The organism is Geobacillus proteiniphilus, assembly GCF_001908025.1.
GTDB classification, from domain to species: Bacteria; Bacillota; Bacilli; order Bacillales; family Anoxybacillaceae; genus Geobacillus; species Geobacillus proteiniphilus.
On record NZ_MQMG01000010.1, the window covers coordinates 41,981 to 57,943 of the forward strand.

21 protein-coding genes are annotated in these 15,963 nt (G+C 54.1%); 2 read left to right on the plus strand and 19 right to left on the minus strand.

The window, feature by feature from the left end:
- Positions 1 to 31: 31 nt before the first annotated feature.
- The 6 genes from hepT to BRO54_RS05325 form a co-directional block, all read right to left on the minus strand.
- A complete protein-coding gene (hepT, locus tag BRO54_RS05300; protein ID WP_074043339.1) occupies positions 32 to 994 on the minus strand; it encodes a heptaprenyl diphosphate synthase component II in 963 nt (320 codons plus the stop codon).
- 15 nt (positions 995 to 1,009) lie between these two features.
- The gene (menG, locus tag BRO54_RS05305; protein ID WP_011231696.1) at positions 1,010 to 1,714 is read right to left on the minus strand and encodes a demethylmenaquinone methyltransferase; all 705 of its coding nucleotides are present in this window, start codon (positions 1,712 to 1,714) and stop codon (positions 1,010 to 1,012) included.
- 4 nt (positions 1,715 to 1,718) lie between these two features.
- Positions 1,719 to 2,498: a heptaprenyl diphosphate synthase component 1 gene (locus BRO54_RS05310; RefSeq protein WP_074043369.1), complete on the minus strand. Its 780-nt coding sequence runs from the start codon at positions 2,496 to 2,498 to the stop codon at positions 1,719 to 1,721.
- A gap of 113 nt (positions 2,499 to 2,611) precedes the next feature.
- The gene (mtrB, locus tag BRO54_RS05315) at positions 2,612 to 2,836 is read right to left on the minus strand and encodes a trp RNA-binding attenuation protein MtrB (protein WP_011231698.1); all 225 of its coding nucleotides are present in this window, start codon (positions 2,834 to 2,836) and stop codon (positions 2,612 to 2,614) included.
- A gap of 12 nt (positions 2,837 to 2,848) precedes the next feature.
- Positions 2,849 to 3,415: a GTP cyclohydrolase I FolE gene (gene folE, locus BRO54_RS05320; protein ID WP_074043340.1), complete on the minus strand. Its 567-nt coding sequence runs from the start codon at positions 3,413 to 3,415 to the stop codon at positions 2,849 to 2,851.
- A 127-nt stretch (positions 3,416 to 3,542) separates the two neighbouring features.
- The gene (locus BRO54_RS05325) at positions 3,543 to 3,815 is read right to left on the minus strand and encodes an HU family DNA-binding protein (protein WP_008879623.1); all 273 of its coding nucleotides are present in this window, start codon (positions 3,813 to 3,815) and stop codon (positions 3,543 to 3,545) included.
- Positions 3,816 to 3,984: 169 nt separating this feature from the next.
- Between BRO54_RS05325 and BRO54_RS20445 the strand changes: the two genes are divergently transcribed.
- Positions 3,985 to 4,194 carry a hypothetical protein gene (locus tag BRO54_RS20445; RefSeq protein WP_239691211.1) on the plus strand — a complete coding sequence of 70 codons (210 nt, stop codon included), beginning with the start codon at positions 3,985 to 3,987 and terminating at the stop codon, positions 4,192 to 4,194.
- A gap of 516 nt (positions 4,195 to 4,710) precedes the next feature.
- Here BRO54_RS20445 and spoIVA read toward each other — a convergent pair.
- From spoIVA to BRO54_RS05370, 8 genes are all read right to left on the minus strand, one after another.
- Positions 4,711 to 6,189 (minus strand): stage IV sporulation protein A, encoded by a 1,479-nt coding sequence (gene spoIVA / locus BRO54_RS05335; RefSeq protein WP_074043341.1) that lies wholly within the window; start codon positions 6,187 to 6,189, stop codon positions 4,711 to 4,713.
- A gap of 156 nt (positions 6,190 to 6,345) precedes the next feature.
- Positions 6,346 to 7,068: a hypothetical protein gene (locus BRO54_RS05340; protein ID WP_074043342.1), complete on the minus strand. Its 723-nt coding sequence runs from the start codon at positions 7,066 to 7,068 to the stop codon at positions 6,346 to 6,348.
- Between the two features lie 18 nt (positions 7,069 to 7,086).
- Complete coding sequence (locus BRO54_RS05345; protein ID WP_074043343.1) at positions 7,087 to 7,290, minus strand: DUF2768 domain-containing protein; 204 nt, start codon at positions 7,288 to 7,290, stop codon at positions 7,087 to 7,089.
- Between the two features lie 180 nt (positions 7,291 to 7,470).
- Entirely contained in the window at positions 7,471 to 8,505 is a 1,035-nt protein-coding gene (locus tag BRO54_RS05350; RefSeq protein ID WP_074043344.1) for an NAD(P)H-dependent glycerol-3-phosphate dehydrogenase, read from the minus strand.
- Positions 8,506 to 8,541: 36 nt separating this feature from the next.
- A complete protein-coding gene (gene der / locus BRO54_RS05355; RefSeq protein WP_074043345.1) occupies positions 8,542 to 9,852 on the minus strand; it encodes a ribosome biogenesis GTPase Der in 1,311 nt (436 codons plus the stop codon).
- Between the two features lie 208 nt (positions 9,853 to 10,060).
- Positions 10,061 to 10,246, minus strand: coding sequence for a capping complex subunit for YIEGIA (locus BRO54_RS05360; protein WP_074043346.1), 186 nt, complete (start codon positions 10,244 to 10,246; stop codon positions 10,061 to 10,063).
- Positions 10,236 to 11,138, minus strand: a complete 903-nt coding sequence (locus BRO54_RS05365; RefSeq protein WP_074043347.1) for a YIEGIA family protein — start codon at positions 11,136 to 11,138, stop codon at positions 10,236 to 10,238. Before BRO54_RS05365 ends, BRO54_RS05360 begins: the two co-directional genes overlap by 11 nt.
- Positions 11,135 to 11,731 carry a YphA family membrane protein gene (locus BRO54_RS05370; RefSeq protein ID WP_074043348.1) on the minus strand — a complete coding sequence of 199 codons (597 nt, stop codon included), beginning with the start codon at positions 11,729 to 11,731 and terminating at the stop codon, positions 11,135 to 11,137. Before BRO54_RS05370 ends, BRO54_RS05365 begins: the two co-directional genes overlap by 4 nt.
- Before the next feature lie 118 nt (positions 11,732 to 11,849).
- Between BRO54_RS05370 and BRO54_RS05375 the strand changes: the two genes are divergently transcribed.
- A complete protein-coding gene (locus BRO54_RS05375) occupies positions 11,850 to 11,984 on the plus strand; it encodes a YpzI family protein (RefSeq protein WP_074043349.1) in 135 nt (44 codons plus the stop codon).
- A 357-nt stretch (positions 11,985 to 12,341) separates the two neighbouring features.
- Here BRO54_RS05375 and rpsA read toward each other — a convergent pair whose 3' ends face one another.
- The 5 genes from rpsA to BRO54_RS05400 all read right to left on the minus strand — a co-directional run bounded on the left by rpsA (position 12,342) and on the right by BRO54_RS05400 (position 15,948).
- Positions 12,342 to 13,505 (minus strand): 30S ribosomal protein S1, encoded by a 1,164-nt coding sequence (gene rpsA / locus BRO54_RS05380; protein WP_020754082.1) that lies wholly within the window; start codon positions 13,503 to 13,505, stop codon positions 12,342 to 12,344.
- 179 nt (positions 13,506 to 13,684) lie between these two features.
- Positions 13,685 to 14,278 (minus strand): lysophospholipid acyltransferase family protein, encoded by a 594-nt coding sequence (locus BRO54_RS05385; protein WP_074043350.1) that lies wholly within the window; start codon positions 14,276 to 14,278, stop codon positions 13,685 to 13,687.
- Positions 14,275 to 14,949, minus strand: coding sequence for a (d)CMP kinase (gene cmk / locus BRO54_RS05390; protein WP_074043351.1), 675 nt, complete (start codon positions 14,947 to 14,949; stop codon positions 14,275 to 14,277). The genes BRO54_RS05385 and cmk overlap by 4 nt, the downstream gene beginning before the upstream one ends.
- Positions 14,950 to 15,047: 98 nt before the next feature.
- Positions 15,048 to 15,227 (minus strand): YpfB family protein, encoded by a 180-nt coding sequence (locus BRO54_RS05395; protein ID WP_074043352.1) that lies wholly within the window; start codon positions 15,225 to 15,227, stop codon positions 15,048 to 15,050.
- A 52-nt stretch (positions 15,228 to 15,279) separates the two neighbouring features.
- On the minus strand, positions 15,280 to 15,948 hold the full coding sequence (locus BRO54_RS05400) for a flagellar brake protein (protein WP_074043370.1): 669 nt from the start codon (positions 15,946 to 15,948) through the stop codon (positions 15,280 to 15,282).
- Positions 15,949 to 15,963: the final 15 nt, after the last annotated feature.

Sequence of the window (15,963 nt, forward strand, 5' to 3'; positions counted from 1 at the left end):
TCCGCCGTTGGCAACAGCGTCCTTGAAAGCGCTAATAATCCCTTTTCCCAATGTAGAGGGCGAGATCATGAAGCAGCGTGCGCGCTTCGTTGGCCGGCAGCTCGTTGAGCAGGCGGAGCGCCTTTTCCAAATAGCGATCGCTTAGCGCATACGATCGTTCGATGGCGTCCGTCTGTTTAATGGCCGCTAGCACCGCCGCCATCTCCTCGACATCCGTGTCCGCGTTGACGGCCGTAATTTTTGCCCGCACCTGTTCATCACAAAGGGCATACAGCACCGGGAGGGTGACGTTTCCTTGCTGCAAGTCGCTTCCGGCCGGCTTGCCGAGCTGCTCTTCCGTGCCGGTGAAATCGAGAATGTCATCGGTAATTTGAAACGACATGCCGACGTAATGGCCGAACCAATACAGCCGGTTGGCCACCGCCTCCGGCGCGCCGGCGGCAAGGGCGCCAAGCTGGCAGCTGGCGGCGATCAATAGCGCCGTTTTTCGGCGGATGCGCCGCAAGTACGTGCGAAGCGGCTGATCAAATCGATATTTATCCTTGATTTGCTCGATTTCCCCGCGGCACACTTCAACGATCGTTTTCGCCAACACTTGATGAGCGCGGGGACTGTCAAGCTCCGCCATCCGCTCAAGCGAACGGGCGAAGAGATAATCGCCTGTATACATGGCAAAGCGGTTGCTCCATCTCGCCTTGATCGTCGGCCGGCCGCGCCGCACGTCGGCGTCATCGATGACATCGTCGTGAACGAGCGATGCCATATGGATGAGTTCGAGCGCTACGGCTACATGTTTAATCCGTTCGAAATCATAATGGCCAAAGCGGGCGGACAGCAAGACAAAAACGGGACGGATGCGCTTTCCGCCCGCTTGCAATAAATGGAGCGCCGCTTCCCCGAGCGGCCCGTATTCGGATCGGACCGTCCGTTCCAGCTCCTCTTCGACCGCCGCCAAATCATCGCTTAAAAACGAATACATCGCCTTTAACTTCATGGTGTTCACCTTGACTCATCGTTTATAGCCTAAATGCATGGCCGCTACGCCGAACGTGTACGGTTTGACCTCGACATCGACGAAACCGGCTTCGCGGAACATCTCGGCCAGCTCGTCCCGCCCTGGAAATTCGCGCGCCGATTCCTGCAGCCACGAGTATTCCTCATAGCTTTTCGCCAACAGCTTGCCAAACAGCGGCATAATAAACCGAAAATAAAAATAGTAAAGCTGGCGGAAACCAAACAACGTCGGCTGCGACGTTTCCAGACAGACGGTCATGCCGCCCGGCTTGGTGACGCGGTGCATTTCCTTAAGCACCGTCATATAATCAGGAACGTTGCGCAAGCCGAAGCCGATCGTCACATAATCGAACGAATTGTCGGGAAACGGCAGCTGCATGGCGTTGCCGTGAATGAGCTTGACATTGCCGAGGCCGCGCGCCTTCACCTTTTGTTCGCCGACTTTCAGCATGTTTTCGCTGAAGTCAAGGCCGTACACTTCCCCCTCCGGCCCGACCGCCTCAGCCAGCGCGATCGCCCAGTCGGCCGTTCCGCAACAAACATCGAGCGCCCTTTTCCCTTTTTGCACATTCATCCTCCGCATGACGTCTTCGCGCCATTTCAAATGGCGGCGGAAGCTGATGACAGAATTCATCCGGTCATAATGCGCGGAAATTTTTTCAAATACGCGATGGACTCGCTCTTCTTTCGATTGATGCATCGTTCTACCCTTCTTCCACCGACTTTTTGACGATGGCTTGAAATCCGCCGGCAAGTTCCGCCATACGAAACCGCAGCAGGTCATTCATCGGCAAATTCGCCGCCAGCAACGCTTCCTTGCAATGGTCGATATAACGCTCGCAAAGGCGAAGCAAATGCCGCTTTTGTTCTTTCGTCAGCCCTTTGGCCCACGGAAAGGCGATATGCGCCATTTGCTCAAACAGCATCGATGACCCGGTGCGGACGAACGCTCCCTGCTCGAGCAGCAAGCGCCGCAAAAGCAAGTAATGGCCGGCAAATCCCCCCCATTGCGGCGCCCCGATGCGCTCGGCAAGCTTCGCAAGCAACGCCGACTCGATCGTGCCAACCGCGGCAAACAGCGTCTCGATCCGCTCCACCTTTTTTTCATACAGCCGCACTTTTTGCTCATTAATCTCGCGGACCGCTTCGGCGAACAAACGGATGAGCGCGACATCGCCCGAGCGCGCCAGCAAGTCGTAATAAAGCCCGCTGTACAAGTCGCCGGCCAAAACGACAAGCTGCCGCGTCCGCAAATCGCCGCCGCGGTCTGTCACCTTATCATGGGTGTCAAGGGCGATTTGCATGAGCATCATGGCGATGATGCACCGGTCCGGCTCATTCGGCGCCGCCGGAGCGTCAGTCATCATCGACAGCGAAAGCAGCAGCCGGTCTTCATCAACAGCCGGCGCCGGCACATGCGCGCGCAAATATGGATGGTCAAGCAGCCGTTCGATTTGTTCCTTCAATGACGCCAATTTCACCATGATGTCATTCACTCTTCTCACCCTTGTCCCCCAAAAATATCCGCACCGCCATGACGGACTCATTATAACATAATTTTGTCGAAAACGCTCTAGTTTGCTAGAAATTTACCGGTTTACTTTTTCCCTTCCGATTCAACCACACCGTGGCGCGTTTGAATATACGCTTTTCCTCTCACTTTGATCGCCGACGTATGTTCCGTGAACTGAGCGATCAACACTTCGCCTTTGTCAAGCTTTTCCGAATGGTGAAATCTTGTGTCCGCGCCGCGCGTCAGCCCGATGACGTTCACCCCGTCTTCGAGCGCTTTAATGACGACAAAATCGCTGTTTGTGTACATCCTCTTCCCTCCTTACGCTTTGATTAACGAAAGCACTTCAGCGCGGGCGTTGGCATCTGTTTCAAACACGCCGCGCACCGCCATTGTCACTGTTTTGGCTCCCGGTTTTTTCACCCCGCGCATCGTCATGCACATATGCTCCGCCTCAACGACGACCATCACCCCGTGCGGCTCAAGCGCCTCGACGATCGAATCAGCGATCGTTGCCGTGATGCGCTCTTGCAGCTGCGGGCGGCGCGCCACCGCCTCAACGGCTCGAGCGAGCTTACTCAGCCCGGTCACTTTCCCTTCCCGCGGAATATAGGCGACGTGGGCAGCGCCGAAAAACGGCACTAAATGGTGTTCGCACATCGAATAAAACGGAATATCTTTGACGAGCACAAGCTCCTCATGTTCCTCGCTGAATACGGTTTGAAAGTGCTGCTTCGGGTCTTCCTGCAACCCAGCGAACACCTCGGCGTACATTTTCGCCACCCTCTTCGGCGTATCGACGAGCCCTTCGCGGTTTGGATCTTCCCCGATCGCCTCAAGAATGAGGCGGACCGCATATTCAATTTGCGCAAAATTGATCTCTGGCATACAAACAACATCCTCCTGCGTCATAAAAGCTGCATGTAATCCGATTCTAGCATAGGGAGCCAAAAAAAACAAAAAAGAAGGGCGGTGAATCACCTGCCCTTCCCTCCTGCGCTCCTGCTATGTAGGCTTACTTGACGGCATCTTTCAACGCTTTGCCCGGTTTGAATGCAGGAACTTTGCTTGCCGGAATTTCCATTTCTTCGCCCGTTTGCGGGTTGCGTCCTTTCCGGGCGGCGCGCTCGCGCACTTCAAAGTTCCCAAAACCGATTAATTGCACTTTATCGCCTTTTCGCAGCGCTTCTGTAATCGAATCAAACACCGCATCAACGGCTTTTGTTGCATCTTTTTTGGAAAGACCGCTTGTTTCAGCGACCGCGTTGATCAATTCCGTTTTGTTCATGCCATTCACCTCCTCCCAAAGGGCTGATCTTGTTTACTACCATTTGTGCACACTTTTCTGCTTTTCTATACATAGACATCCAATTCCAGCGGCAAGAAGGCCTGCGCGCCGCGCCGGCGCAGCCAATCATTCTATGTTTGCCTCGCGACAGCCCGCAGGAGATGCGCCTATGCCGCCGGCTGAAGCCCCTTCCCAACGGTTTGGGCTCCTCCTGTTTTCGCCGGGCGCAAACGAAGCAAAGGACGAGGAAACCGCCTTCTTCCCACCAACAGGCGGTGACATGCCTAATCTTAACCAATTGACCGCGGAAATTCAACATCTTTTTTCGCAAAAACGGCCAATTTTAGGCATATTTCACCAAAACAACGATTTCAGATAAAAGATTACCATAACGCCATGCCCATAATCAAGTGCCAATCCTGATTTCTCAAGGGTTTTGGCGATTTTTTCCCTTTGCCACTTAGCAACTGAAAAGAACGGCATCAAAAAAAGCCCCCTTGTCGGGAGCTGTGCACGCGGCCTCCGCTTTTCTTTCTGTCTAGCTGCGGCGCCTAGCTCTCTTCTGCCAAATAACCTTCCCCCTCGGGGTGCAAGCACCCCCTGCGGGTGAAGAACATTTGGCTTCGAGAGCTAATCTCGGCGCCTCCGCTTTTCTTATTGTCTAGCTGCGGCCGCTAGCTCCCTTCCGCAAAATAACCTCCGCCCTCGAAGTGCAAGCACTTCTGCGGTCGGAGAACATTTTGCCTCGGGAGCTTGGCACGCGGCCTCCGCTTTTCTTATTGTCTAGCTCCGGCTCGCCGCCGCTCGGGGTCAAATAACCTTCGCCTTCGGGATTGTAAATCCCTCCAGGCGAAGAACATTTGCCCGTCGCGGCGAACCGCTCGCCTCCGCTTTTCTATAAAATAATCGCGATAAGGCCGCCGGAACCTTCGTTGATGATGCGCTCAAGCGTTTCTTTCAGCTTGTAGCGGGCGTTTTCCGGCATGAGCGCAAGTTTCGCTTGGATGCCTTCACGGACGATCGAGCTGAGCGAGCGGCCGAAAATATCAGAGTTCCAAATCGACAGCGGATCGTCTTCGAAGTCTTGCATTAAATAGCGGACGAGCTCTTCGCTTTGCTTTTCCGTGCCGATGATCGGGGCAAACTCCGATTCGACGTCGACTTTGATCATATGAATCGACGGCGCGACGGCTTTCAAACGGACGCCAAAGCGCGACCCTTGGCGGATGATTTCCGGTTCGTCAAGGCTCATGTCGGACAAAGCGGGCGCAGCGATTCCGTAGCCGGTTTGTTTGACCATTTTCAAGGCGTCGGCGATTTGGTCATATTCCGCTTTCGCATAGGCGAAGTCTTGCATGAGCTGAAGCAGATGGTCTTTGCCGCGAATCTCGACGCCGACGATTTCTTTTAAAATTTGATCGTACAGCTCATCCGGTGCATACAAGTCAATTTCGGCGATCCCTTGCCCCATTTCGATGCCGGCAAGCGCCGCTTTTTCGATGAAATCGTACTCGGCAAACTGCTGCACAACCCGGTCGACGTCGCGCAGCCGTTTGATGTCTTTGACTGTGTCGCGCACCGCTTCTTGGTAGCTTTCGCGCAGCCAATGATCTTCGCGAAGCACCATCACCCAGCTCGGCAAGTTGACGTTCACTTCAAGCACCGGGAATTCATATAATGCTTCGCGAAGCACGTTATACACGTCGGCTTCGCGCATGCTTTCCACGCTCATGGCGAGCACCGGAATGTCGTACTTTTCGGCGAGCTCGCGGCGAAGCGCCTCGGTTTCCGGATGGTGCGGCCGAACGGTGTTGACGATCATAATGAACGGCTTGCCGACTTCTTTGAGCTCGCTAATGACCCGTTCTTCCGCTTCGACATAGTCTTGGCGCGGAATTTCCCCGATCGTGCCGTCCGTCGTAATGACGACTCCAATCGTCGAATGTTCTTGGATGACTTTTCTTGTCCCGATTTCCGCTGCCTCTTGGAACGGGATCGGCTCTTCATACCAAGGCGTGTGGATCATCCGCGGCCCGTTTTCGTCTTCATATCCTTTTGCGCCGGGCACGGCGTAGCCGACGCAGTCGACAAGACGGATGTTGACTTCAAGCCCCTCATCAACTTTCACCGTCACCGCCTGGTTTGGCACGAACTTCGGTTCTGTCGTCATGATCGTCTTGCCGGCGGCGCTTTGCGGCAGTTCATCTTGGGCGCGCGCTTTATCGGCTTCGTTTTTAATGTTCGGAATAACGACCAACTCCATAAACCGTTTAATAAACGTCGATTTTCCGGTGCGGACGGCGCCGACGACCCCTAAATAAATGTCGCCGCCGGTCCGCTCGGCGATATCTTTAAAAATATCGACCTTTTCCAAATGACTCCCCTCCAGTCCTTCGGTCGTTATAAGAAACAGTGGAATGAGTTAGCATAGTCGGACACTATATGCATATGATGTTGTCCGATTCGGTTATGACTAAAATAGAAAAAATCCCTTCTCTAGAATGTATTTTCCTAGAGAAGGGAAGATGACTCATTTTGTGAAAAAAATCGGTTCGTTCGTCTTGGCGTCGATCGTATAGGGCAACGAATACGCCGGCACAAACAGCGAATGGTCGGTCAAAATCGGGCGAATGTCGTCACCCGGCTTGTAGTGGTGCGGATATTTTTTCAACGCCGCATACAAATCAGAACGGTAGTCAATGTAAATTTCTCCATTCCCGTCGATGACAAACGGCAAGTTGTTGCCGGAAAACGGGCTGACGACATACGGAGGCTCTTTGTAGCCGAGCTTTTTGTAATCGAGCGTAAATACGCCCGGCGCAACGACGTCTTGAAACGGCGGATACTTATGCTTGTCCGTGTACATGCCCAGCCGCAGCTTCAGCTCGCGGATGCGTTCGGCTAAGCGCAAATCAAGCAGCTTGACCGTCGGGTTCGTTTCCGCATCAATGATCATATACTGGAAGACGCCCCCGCTTTCATAGGCATTTCCCGGCGGCTCCTGCATATAGCGGGGAACGAGTTTTTGAAAATCGACTGGATACTTCAAATACATCGGCGTGTTCATGTCGCGCGTTTTAATCGGCAGAAGCCCGCCGGTCGCCCTTCGGTATTCATCAACCGCCGATTGGACGGCCGCCACTTGGTCTTTGTAAGGAATTTGGTTTTGTTTCAGCCGCTCTTGTGGATACAAGCAGCCGGAAAGCAGCGCCAAACATATACATGACAACAACAAGCGAGCGATTCGTTCCATCTTTCCCCACCTTTTTGCCTATTGCGGTGTCGGTCCGCTGAATACAACGAAAATGATGATGATGCCAGCAAAAATCAAAAGAACGTAGGCGACGAGCGCCAACAGGAAACGAAGCCATTTCATCTTGACTTTGTAGCGGCTTAAATAAATGAAGCCGACGGAAATAAACATAAACACCATCGAGGCGATGGCGATCCACATTTTCGCTAACGCCGGTGACATGGACGCTCCTCCTTTTTTTCGACAACTATTATTATAGCATTGGCAAAAAAAAAGCTGAAGTAAAGCGGGGCTTTCTTTACTTCAGCATGCCTCATACCCTTCCGGAAGCTCAAGCCGATGATGGTTCGCCATATTGTATGCAAAACGAAGACGACTTGTACCGCCATTGGCCTACTTTCGTCATTCTTGTTCGGTAAAAATGTTGTTTAAGTCATTCATTTCCTCTTTTTTTCCGCGCGCCATGAGCGAATCGACCGCCTCTTTCGGATCTTTCCCCGCAAACAGCACTTCATAGAGGGCTTCGGTGATCGGCATTTTCACCCCGAGTTCGTTCGCCAGCTCATAGGCGGCTTTTGTCGTCCGCACCCCTTCGACGACCATCCCCATGCTCTCAAGCACCTCGTCCAGCTTTTTTCCTTGGCCGAGCATGTAGCCGGCCCTCCAGTTGCGGGAATGGACGCTCGTGCACGTGACAATCAAATCGCCGACTCCCGTCAAACCGGCGAATGTCAACGGATTAGCGCCGAGGGCACAGCCGAGGCGGGCAATCTCGGCGAGCCCCCGTGTGATGAGGGCCGCTTTGGCGTTATCCCCATAGCCAAGCCCGTCGCTGATGCCTGCGGCCAAGGCGATGATATTTTTCAGCGCCCCGCCGACTTCGACGCCGATTAAATCCGGGTTTGTATACACGCGAAAATAGTGATGGTTCATAAAGAAGTCTTGAATGCGGCGCGCCGCTTCCATATTTGGCGATGATACCGCCACGGTCGTCGGGTGCCGGAGCACGACCTCCTCGGCATGGCTCGGCCCGGAGAGAACGACAACATCTGCAAGCCATTCCCCCATTTCCTCGATGACCATTTCCGACACCCGCTTATGCGTCCCCGGTTCGATTCCTTTGCTGACGGCAACGACGGTGATCGGCGCCGCCAAGCAGGCGCGCACGTCCGCAAGCACCGAACGGATCGCTTTAGTCGGCACGGCGAGCACAACGATCGCAACGTCGTCAAGCGCAGCGCAAAGGTCGTCATAGCCGATAATGGCGTCCGGCAGGCGAACGCCTGGCAAATATTTTTCATTTGTCCGCTTTTCGTTGATTTCGTTGATCTGCTCGGTCCGATGACCCCAGAGCCGGACGCGGTGCCCGTTGTCAGCCAGCACGAGCGCCAACGCCGTCCCCCAGCTTCCAGCCCCCAATACGGCGATGTTCTCCATCGTTTTCCACTTCCTTTATCTCATTGTCTCATTTTCTTATTTCCGCGGGCGGGCGATGATTTTAATCGGCGTTCCTTCAAAGCCGAATGCATCGCGGATGCGGTTTTCCAAAAACCGTTCATATGAAAAATGCATCAGTTCCGGGTCGTTGACAAACGCGACAAACGTCGGCGGTTTGACGGCAACTTGCGTCATGTAATAAACTTTCAGACGCCGCCCGTTATGCGTCGGCGTCGGATTCATCGCCACCGCATCCATGATGACTTCATTGAGCACATTTGTCTGGACGCGCATCGCATGGTTGTCACTCACAAGCCGGACGAGCGGCAAGAGCTTATGCAGCCGCTGCTTCGTTTTCGCCGATACGAACAAAATCGGCGCATAGTCCAAAAACGGAAAATGGTCGCGAATCTTCCGCTCAAATTCGACCATCGTTTTATCGTCTTTTTCAATCGCATCCCATTTATTGACGACAAGAATGACCCCGCGCCCGGCCTCATGGGCATATCCGGCAATTTTTTTGTCCTGCTCGATGATGCCTTCCTCGGCGTTTAACACGACAAGCACGACGTCCGAGCGCTCAATGGCTCTTAACGCGCGCAAGACGCTATATTTCTCCGTGCTTTCGTAAATTTTTCCTCGCTTGCGCATCCCTGCCGTATCAATGATAACATATTCCTGCCCTTCGCGCACAAACGAGGTGTCGACGGCGTCCCTCGTCGTACCGGCGATGTCGCTGACGATGACCCGCTCCTCGCCTAAAATGGCGTTGACAAGCGACGATTTGCCGACATTCGGCCGGCCAATGAGGCAAAACTTAATGACGTCTTCTTCGTACTCTTGTCCGCCGCCCTTCGGAAAATGACGGACGACAGCATCAAGCAAATCGCCAAGCCCCGTCCCATGAGCCCCGGAAATCGGATACGGCTCCCCAAAGCCGAGAGCGTAAAAGTCGTAAATCAAATCGCGCATTTCCGGATTGTCGATTTTGTTCACCGCGAGCACAACCGGCTTGTTCGACCGGCGGAGCAGCTTGGCCACCTCTTCATCAGCCGCAGTCACACCGTCCCGGCCGTTCGTCATAAAGATGATGACATCCGCCTCATCGATGGCGATTTCCGCCTGCTGGCGAATTTGCATAAGCAGCGGCTCGTCGCCAATGTCAATGCCGCCGGTATCGATCAAATAAAACGAATGGTTCAGCCATTCGGCTCGGCTGTAAATGCGGTCGCGCGTCACTCCAGGCACGTCTTCGACGATCGAAATGCGTTCCCCGACAATGCGGTTGAAAATCGTCGATTTTCCTACATTTGGACGGCCGACAATGGCCACGACTGGATTTGCCATGCTACCACCCTTTATCTTCGTTTTCTCCTTACCTTTGTCGCTGAAAAAAAACGCCCTTTTCGGAAGGGCATCGGTCCATCAACGCCAAGGGCACTTGACTGCGAGGCTAGGAAGGAAATGACTTTTGACCAATCAAGTGCATCTTTTAGCGATGAACCAGGGCAGGCTACAACTGCTTTATTTTATCAAAAAGCGAAACGCTCAACAACTAATGTTTGACGATAATAAGAAGCCCCTCCGCCACTTCATGGGCGATGCCGTCCAAAATCGCCTCTAAATTCGCGGCGATCTGTTCCATTTCCTCTTTAGTTTGGCAAATAAAGATCGGCGCACCGCCGGCGACACGCCCGCCGTTCATCGTAATGACGGCCAAAATTATTTTTTCATGCGTCATCGCCGCTCCCCCCTTTCCGCTTCCATCGCCGTTTGCCCGGCATGCGGATGGCGCTCTCAAGCACCGGCACGTTTTCGATGACAGCCTTCGCCTTCTCGACATCCTCGACTTGCGGCAAAATGAAAATACCGACGCGCCCGTCGTTCAAATCGCGCTTGGCGAGCGGCACGAGCGCCGGCGTTCCGGAGTCGCGGTAAATGCCAAGGGCGGTCGATACATCATGCAAAATCGCCTGCCGCTGCCCAAGATTGGCGATCGTCGTGCGAGCGTTGAAATTTTTCGGCGTTAAAATAAATCCCATCCCATAGCGCAAAATTTCTTCGCGCCGCGCCGGCAAGCCGATGTTCATGATATAGATGTTGTCAACATACAACCCCGCCCCTTCAAAATGCGGCTTGACATATTGGACGTCGGCAATGTCTTTCAGCCGGCTTCCACTCATAAACCGCCGCGCCACGATCAGGCCGACCATGCTCGCCAAAAGCGCAGCCCACACGTTCCATACTAAATACGCAAGCGTTGATAGGAAGGAAACAAAAATGACTAAATAATTCCGCCCTTCAAACACGATGGCGATCCCTTCAATGTACGTTTTTCCACGCGGCACGAGTTCATACTGGTCCAATTCGTTTAACGTGTTGCGCTCCATATTGCGCACATCGCGGAACTGCGAGGCGGCCAGCGCCAAAAACGTAATTGCGGCAAACTCTTTTTCCATAATCGCCGGCACGGCGACCGTTCCTAAGCCCGCAGCAATGGCCCCTAAGGCGATATGGATCGTCCGACCGTGCAAATACGTCGGGTATTGCCGGTAATCGGTGCGCAACAAATAAAGCCGCGTCAACACCCCGGCAGCGACGCCGTATAAAATCGGAAACGTGTATTCGTTCACGGCTGCCTCGTCCCCCTTACAGGCCGTTTTTCCTCAAGCTGCAGCGAGAAGAAGCGGATCGATTCCCAAACGAGCAAAGATGATGCGCTAATGGCGAGCGCATCCAAAAAGGAAAACGATCCAAGCACATACCCCGGCGCCATGCGGAAGATGGACATGGCGTACACCACTTCCCCTTGACAGCCGCCGAGCGCCAGACAAAGAAGGCGGGCGGACATGCGGCGGTGGAACAGACTGCTGATCAAGGCCATCCACCAGCCAAGCATCCATTGGCCATCAAGCCAAATCCAGACCGGATCAAACAAGGCAAGCAGACGAAAAGCGGCATAGGCAAACGCCAAACCGGACGCTGACAGCGCCATCCGCAGCCATCCGCATGGCCGCTGTTTGACCGCCACGTAACAAGAGGAGAAAAAAAGCACAAAAAAGGACGCCGCCATATGAATGGGACTGATCTTCACCGTCATCGAGGCCGAACTGATCATGAAAAGCGAAAATGCGGCCAACTTCGTCCGCTCGGCGGTCTTTTTCATCAAAAATGTCGCTGCAATCCATAACGCCCAAAAAAAGAAATAAAAATAAGACCCTTCCATCTTTTCCACTCCTTATTATGTTCATTATGTCATCTTTTATGACCGTTCATTCATGCATAGAAAAAAGAGCGCCCGGCCATAGTAAAAATGACATTCGCATAGAAAGGAGCGGGGTGTGGTGGGAAAAGACCGTCAGGAGAAAAAACTGAAACAGTCGCGGCGCGTCGAGTCAGACCGCGACCAATCGCTCTCATACAAAGGAGCAGCCCGGCTCGACACACCGGACGAAGCGCGGGAACGGAACGAGCACTAAAAATGACGAAAGGCCTTTCTCTACAACCACTCTGTTCGTTTGATTCCAAAAAAACGGCGTTTCCATTGCCAATGATGAAAAGCTAGCCGCGCCAATAAGGACGGCTAGCTTTCGTTTACGGCGAAAAAACGATTTCGAACGAAAAATGGTCTATTCTCCTCTATGTGTCAAGGATCTTCCTTAAAGATTGAACATTCGTTTTTCGGTGTAGTCTACCGCAACCTCCTCCCGATACAAAACAAACAACTTCTGTTGATGGCAGGTTCAACTAGATAGAACGAGGCATCAACTTTTGGCTAAACAAAAAACCCCACCTTGATGGCGGCTGCCACCAAAATGGGGTTGCTTCACAGTTCGTCATTTCAATTTTTTCAGCTGCTCGCCAATCACTTCGCCGAGCTGAAAGCCGCGCGTTTCCGACGTTCTTGTGTATTGGCTGTAATCCTCGGCCGGCGCGGCCGCCTCTTCCTCAAGCAGCGCGCGGATGCTGAGGGAAAGGCGGTGATCCGCTTCGTTGACGTCGAGCACTTTCGCCTTCACCACGTCGCCTTCTTTCAGCACTTCATGCGGCGAGCCGATGCGGCGGTTGGCGATTTGCGACACATGCACCAATCCTTCGACGCCTGGGAAGACTTCCACAAACGCGCCGAACGAAGCGAGCCGTTTCACCGTCCCGGTGACGACATCACCCGGTTTCACTTTTTCGCTGAGGCCTTCCCATGGGCCCGGCAGCGCTTCTTTGATCGACAGCGACAGGCGCCCGTTCTCCGGATCGACGGCCAACACTTTCACTTTCACCACATCGCCTTCTTTCACCACTTCCGACGGATGAGCGACGCGCGTATGGGAAAGCTGGGAAATATGTACGAGCCCGTCAAACCCGCCGACATCGACAAAGACGCCGAAATCGGCAATGCGGCGGACGACGCCATCCAACACTTGCCCCGGCTCAAGGCGGGAGAGCAGTTCTTTTTGCTGCCGCGCTTGTTCTTCCTCAACGACCGCCCGATGCGACAAAATGACGCGGTTTTTCTCGCGGTCAAGCTCGACGACTTTCACAGAGAGCGTTTTTCCTTTATAATCGGAAAAATCTTCGACGTAATGCGGCTCAACAAGCGACGCCGGGATGAAGCCGCGCACGCCGACATCGGCGACAAGACCGCCTTTGACGATGTCTTTAATGACTGTTTCAAACGTTTCGCCGCTTGCAAATTTGCGCTCAAGATCTTCCCACGCCCGCTCGGCGTCCACCGCTCTTTTCGATAAAATGAGCAACCCTTCTTCCCCGTCTTTTCCTTCTTCCACTTTTTTGACTTTGGCCGTCACTTCATCGCCGACAGCGACGGCGTCGCTCGGTTTTTCAATATGCAAGTTCGACAGCTCGCTGATCGGAATGATGCCGCTTTGCTTGCTGTTTTCCACCTCGACAAGCACTTGCTTGTCCTCAAGCTTCACCACTTTGCCGCGGACGATGTCGCCCACTTCATACACATTGACTTGCACATTCATCTCTTCTGTCATCGCAAAAACCCTCCTTCATCGACTGACAACTGTCAAAAGCGCGCCTCGCGCCGAGGCCGCGGCCGGCTGTCGGCAAAATAAGGACGCTTTTCTAGTTAGTATACCATATTTTCTCAATCAACATGTACTATAATGCTCATTGAGGCGACGGAAGGGATGCCTCGAACAGCATGTTCCTTTCATGCTCGCTGATGCTCTTCCAGCAGCCGGCGGATATGATCCATAATGTAATCGGCCGCTTCTTCCGGGCTCGCTTTCCGCGCGCGCAGCGGCGCCATATCGATCGGCGCTCCGTACACAACCTTAAGCGGCACAAACGGACGGTACGGGCCGACAATGGCGCACGGGACAACGGCGGCCTCGGTGCGCAAAGCGAAAAAGCCGACGCCGGGCAGCGCCTTTTTCAACCGCCCGTCTTTGCTGCGCGTCCCTTCCGGAAAAATGCCGAGCACTTCGCCTTGCTTCAGCACCTCAAGCCCCGTGCGCAGCGCCTGGCGGTCGTTCATGCCGCGCTTGACCGGAAAGGCGTGCAAGCTTTTGACGAGCGTCTTCACGACTGGAGCGCGAAACAGCTCTTCCTTCGCCATAAATCGAATCGGGCGCGGCGCCGTAATGCCGATGACCGGCGGATCTAGGTTGCTGATATGGTTGGCGCAAAGAAGCACGCCGCCTTCCTTCGGAAATTGTTCAATCCCGATCGTTTGAATGCGGTACAAAGGAGTGAGCACTCCTTTGACGATTCCTTTGGCGAATGAATAAAAATCCACCGTCATCCAATCCTTTCGTTGACAATCTCCATAATCCGATCCACGACTTCCTCAATCGACAGTGATGTCGTATCGATTTCCACCGCATCCGGCGCCTTGCGAAGCGGTGCTGTCTCCCGTTCGGAATCGAGCCGGTCGCGGCGGGCGATCTCTTCTTTCAGCTTTTCAAGATCGGATGGAAAGCCGCGTGCGATATTTTCCTCATGCCGGCGCCGCGCCCGCTCCTCGACCGAAGCTTTCAGGAAAATTTTCACTTCGGCGTTCGGCAGCACATGCGTTCCGATATCGCGCCCGTCCATGACGACGCCGCCCCCTTCCGCCAAGGCGCGCTGGCGGGCGACCATCTCCTCGCGCACAAGCGGATGCTTCGCGACAAGCGACACCGCATTCGTCACCGCCTCGCCGCGGATGATGTCGGTAACATCGTCGCCGTTGACCAGGACGATCTGCCCATGCGGCGACGGCTTCAGCTCAATTGATGTATCGCGAAGCAGCGACAGGAGTGCCTGCTCATCATGGATGTCGACGCCGCATGCAAGCGCCCGGTACGTCAGCGCGCGGTACATGGCGCCGGTATCGATGTATACGTAGGAAAGCCGCCCAGCGATCCGTTTGGCGACCGTGCTTTTCCCCGCCGCGGCGGGTCCGTCGATCGCAATGCTGATTCGTCGTTTCATAATTTCCTCCTGCTTTGCCGAAAATCGCTTGATGAATGCACAAAGAAAAATGCAGGAAAACCCTGCATGTCTCCATGTTCATTGTACCATATCCGCCGTCAACGGTCGACGGCCGTTTCAACTGTTTTCGTTTTTTCCGGCTTGGCCACACCTTCGTATTCGTACACCTTGCCGATATACAACGCCGCTGGCGTGTACAACACAAGACATTGGGCAATCAACAGGCAAATCGCCTGGATGACGACAAGCTTCCACAACATCTGTTCGATCCGTTTCATGGCGCGAGCCCCCTGCTTCCCATTTTTTCTAGCAGTATTCCACGCGCCCGGCTCATTTATTCTGTTCGTTCTCCCATTTTCTCTCCTCAAGCTGCCGTTCAAAGCTGTAGCGAATGAGCCGAACGCGGTCTTGGGGGGCGAGGTCCGTGAACTCCACCGACATTTTCGCCATGCCGCGCTCGTCATCAGCCATGCGCACAATGGACGCCTTCGTTTGCACGTAATGGTATTCGCCGGAGCGCATCGCCAACGCAAGCCAAAGCTCGATCGCCATGCCGGGGCGAAGAAGCGGAGCGTGCGCCGGCGGCACAAGGAGGGCGGCGCCGCCGGCGCTGATATCCACCGTCATCGTCACAAACGGGGTGAACTCGCCGTCAGACGGATGGACGGCCGCATCGACATTCGCTTTCACCCGCACATAACGGCGGCGCTGGATGCGCACAACGTATTCCTCGCCCGGGTAAGCCAAGACGACCATCGGCAACGGATCGCGGATTTTCCCCCTCACTTCGGTATCAAACATGTACAAACCGCCGTCTTGCCCGACAAAAGTCGCTTTAAACTGCATCCCGTTCAACAAATAAACGGTTTTTCCGCTCTGTTCATCGATCGGATAGCTGATATGAACCGCCCCGTCAGCAACAGCGAGCGCTTTGCTTCGGTATTGCCGCGCTGAGCCGTCCGACGGCTCAAGCCGGATCGAATCTCCGATTTTGATCATCATGTTTCCTTTTCT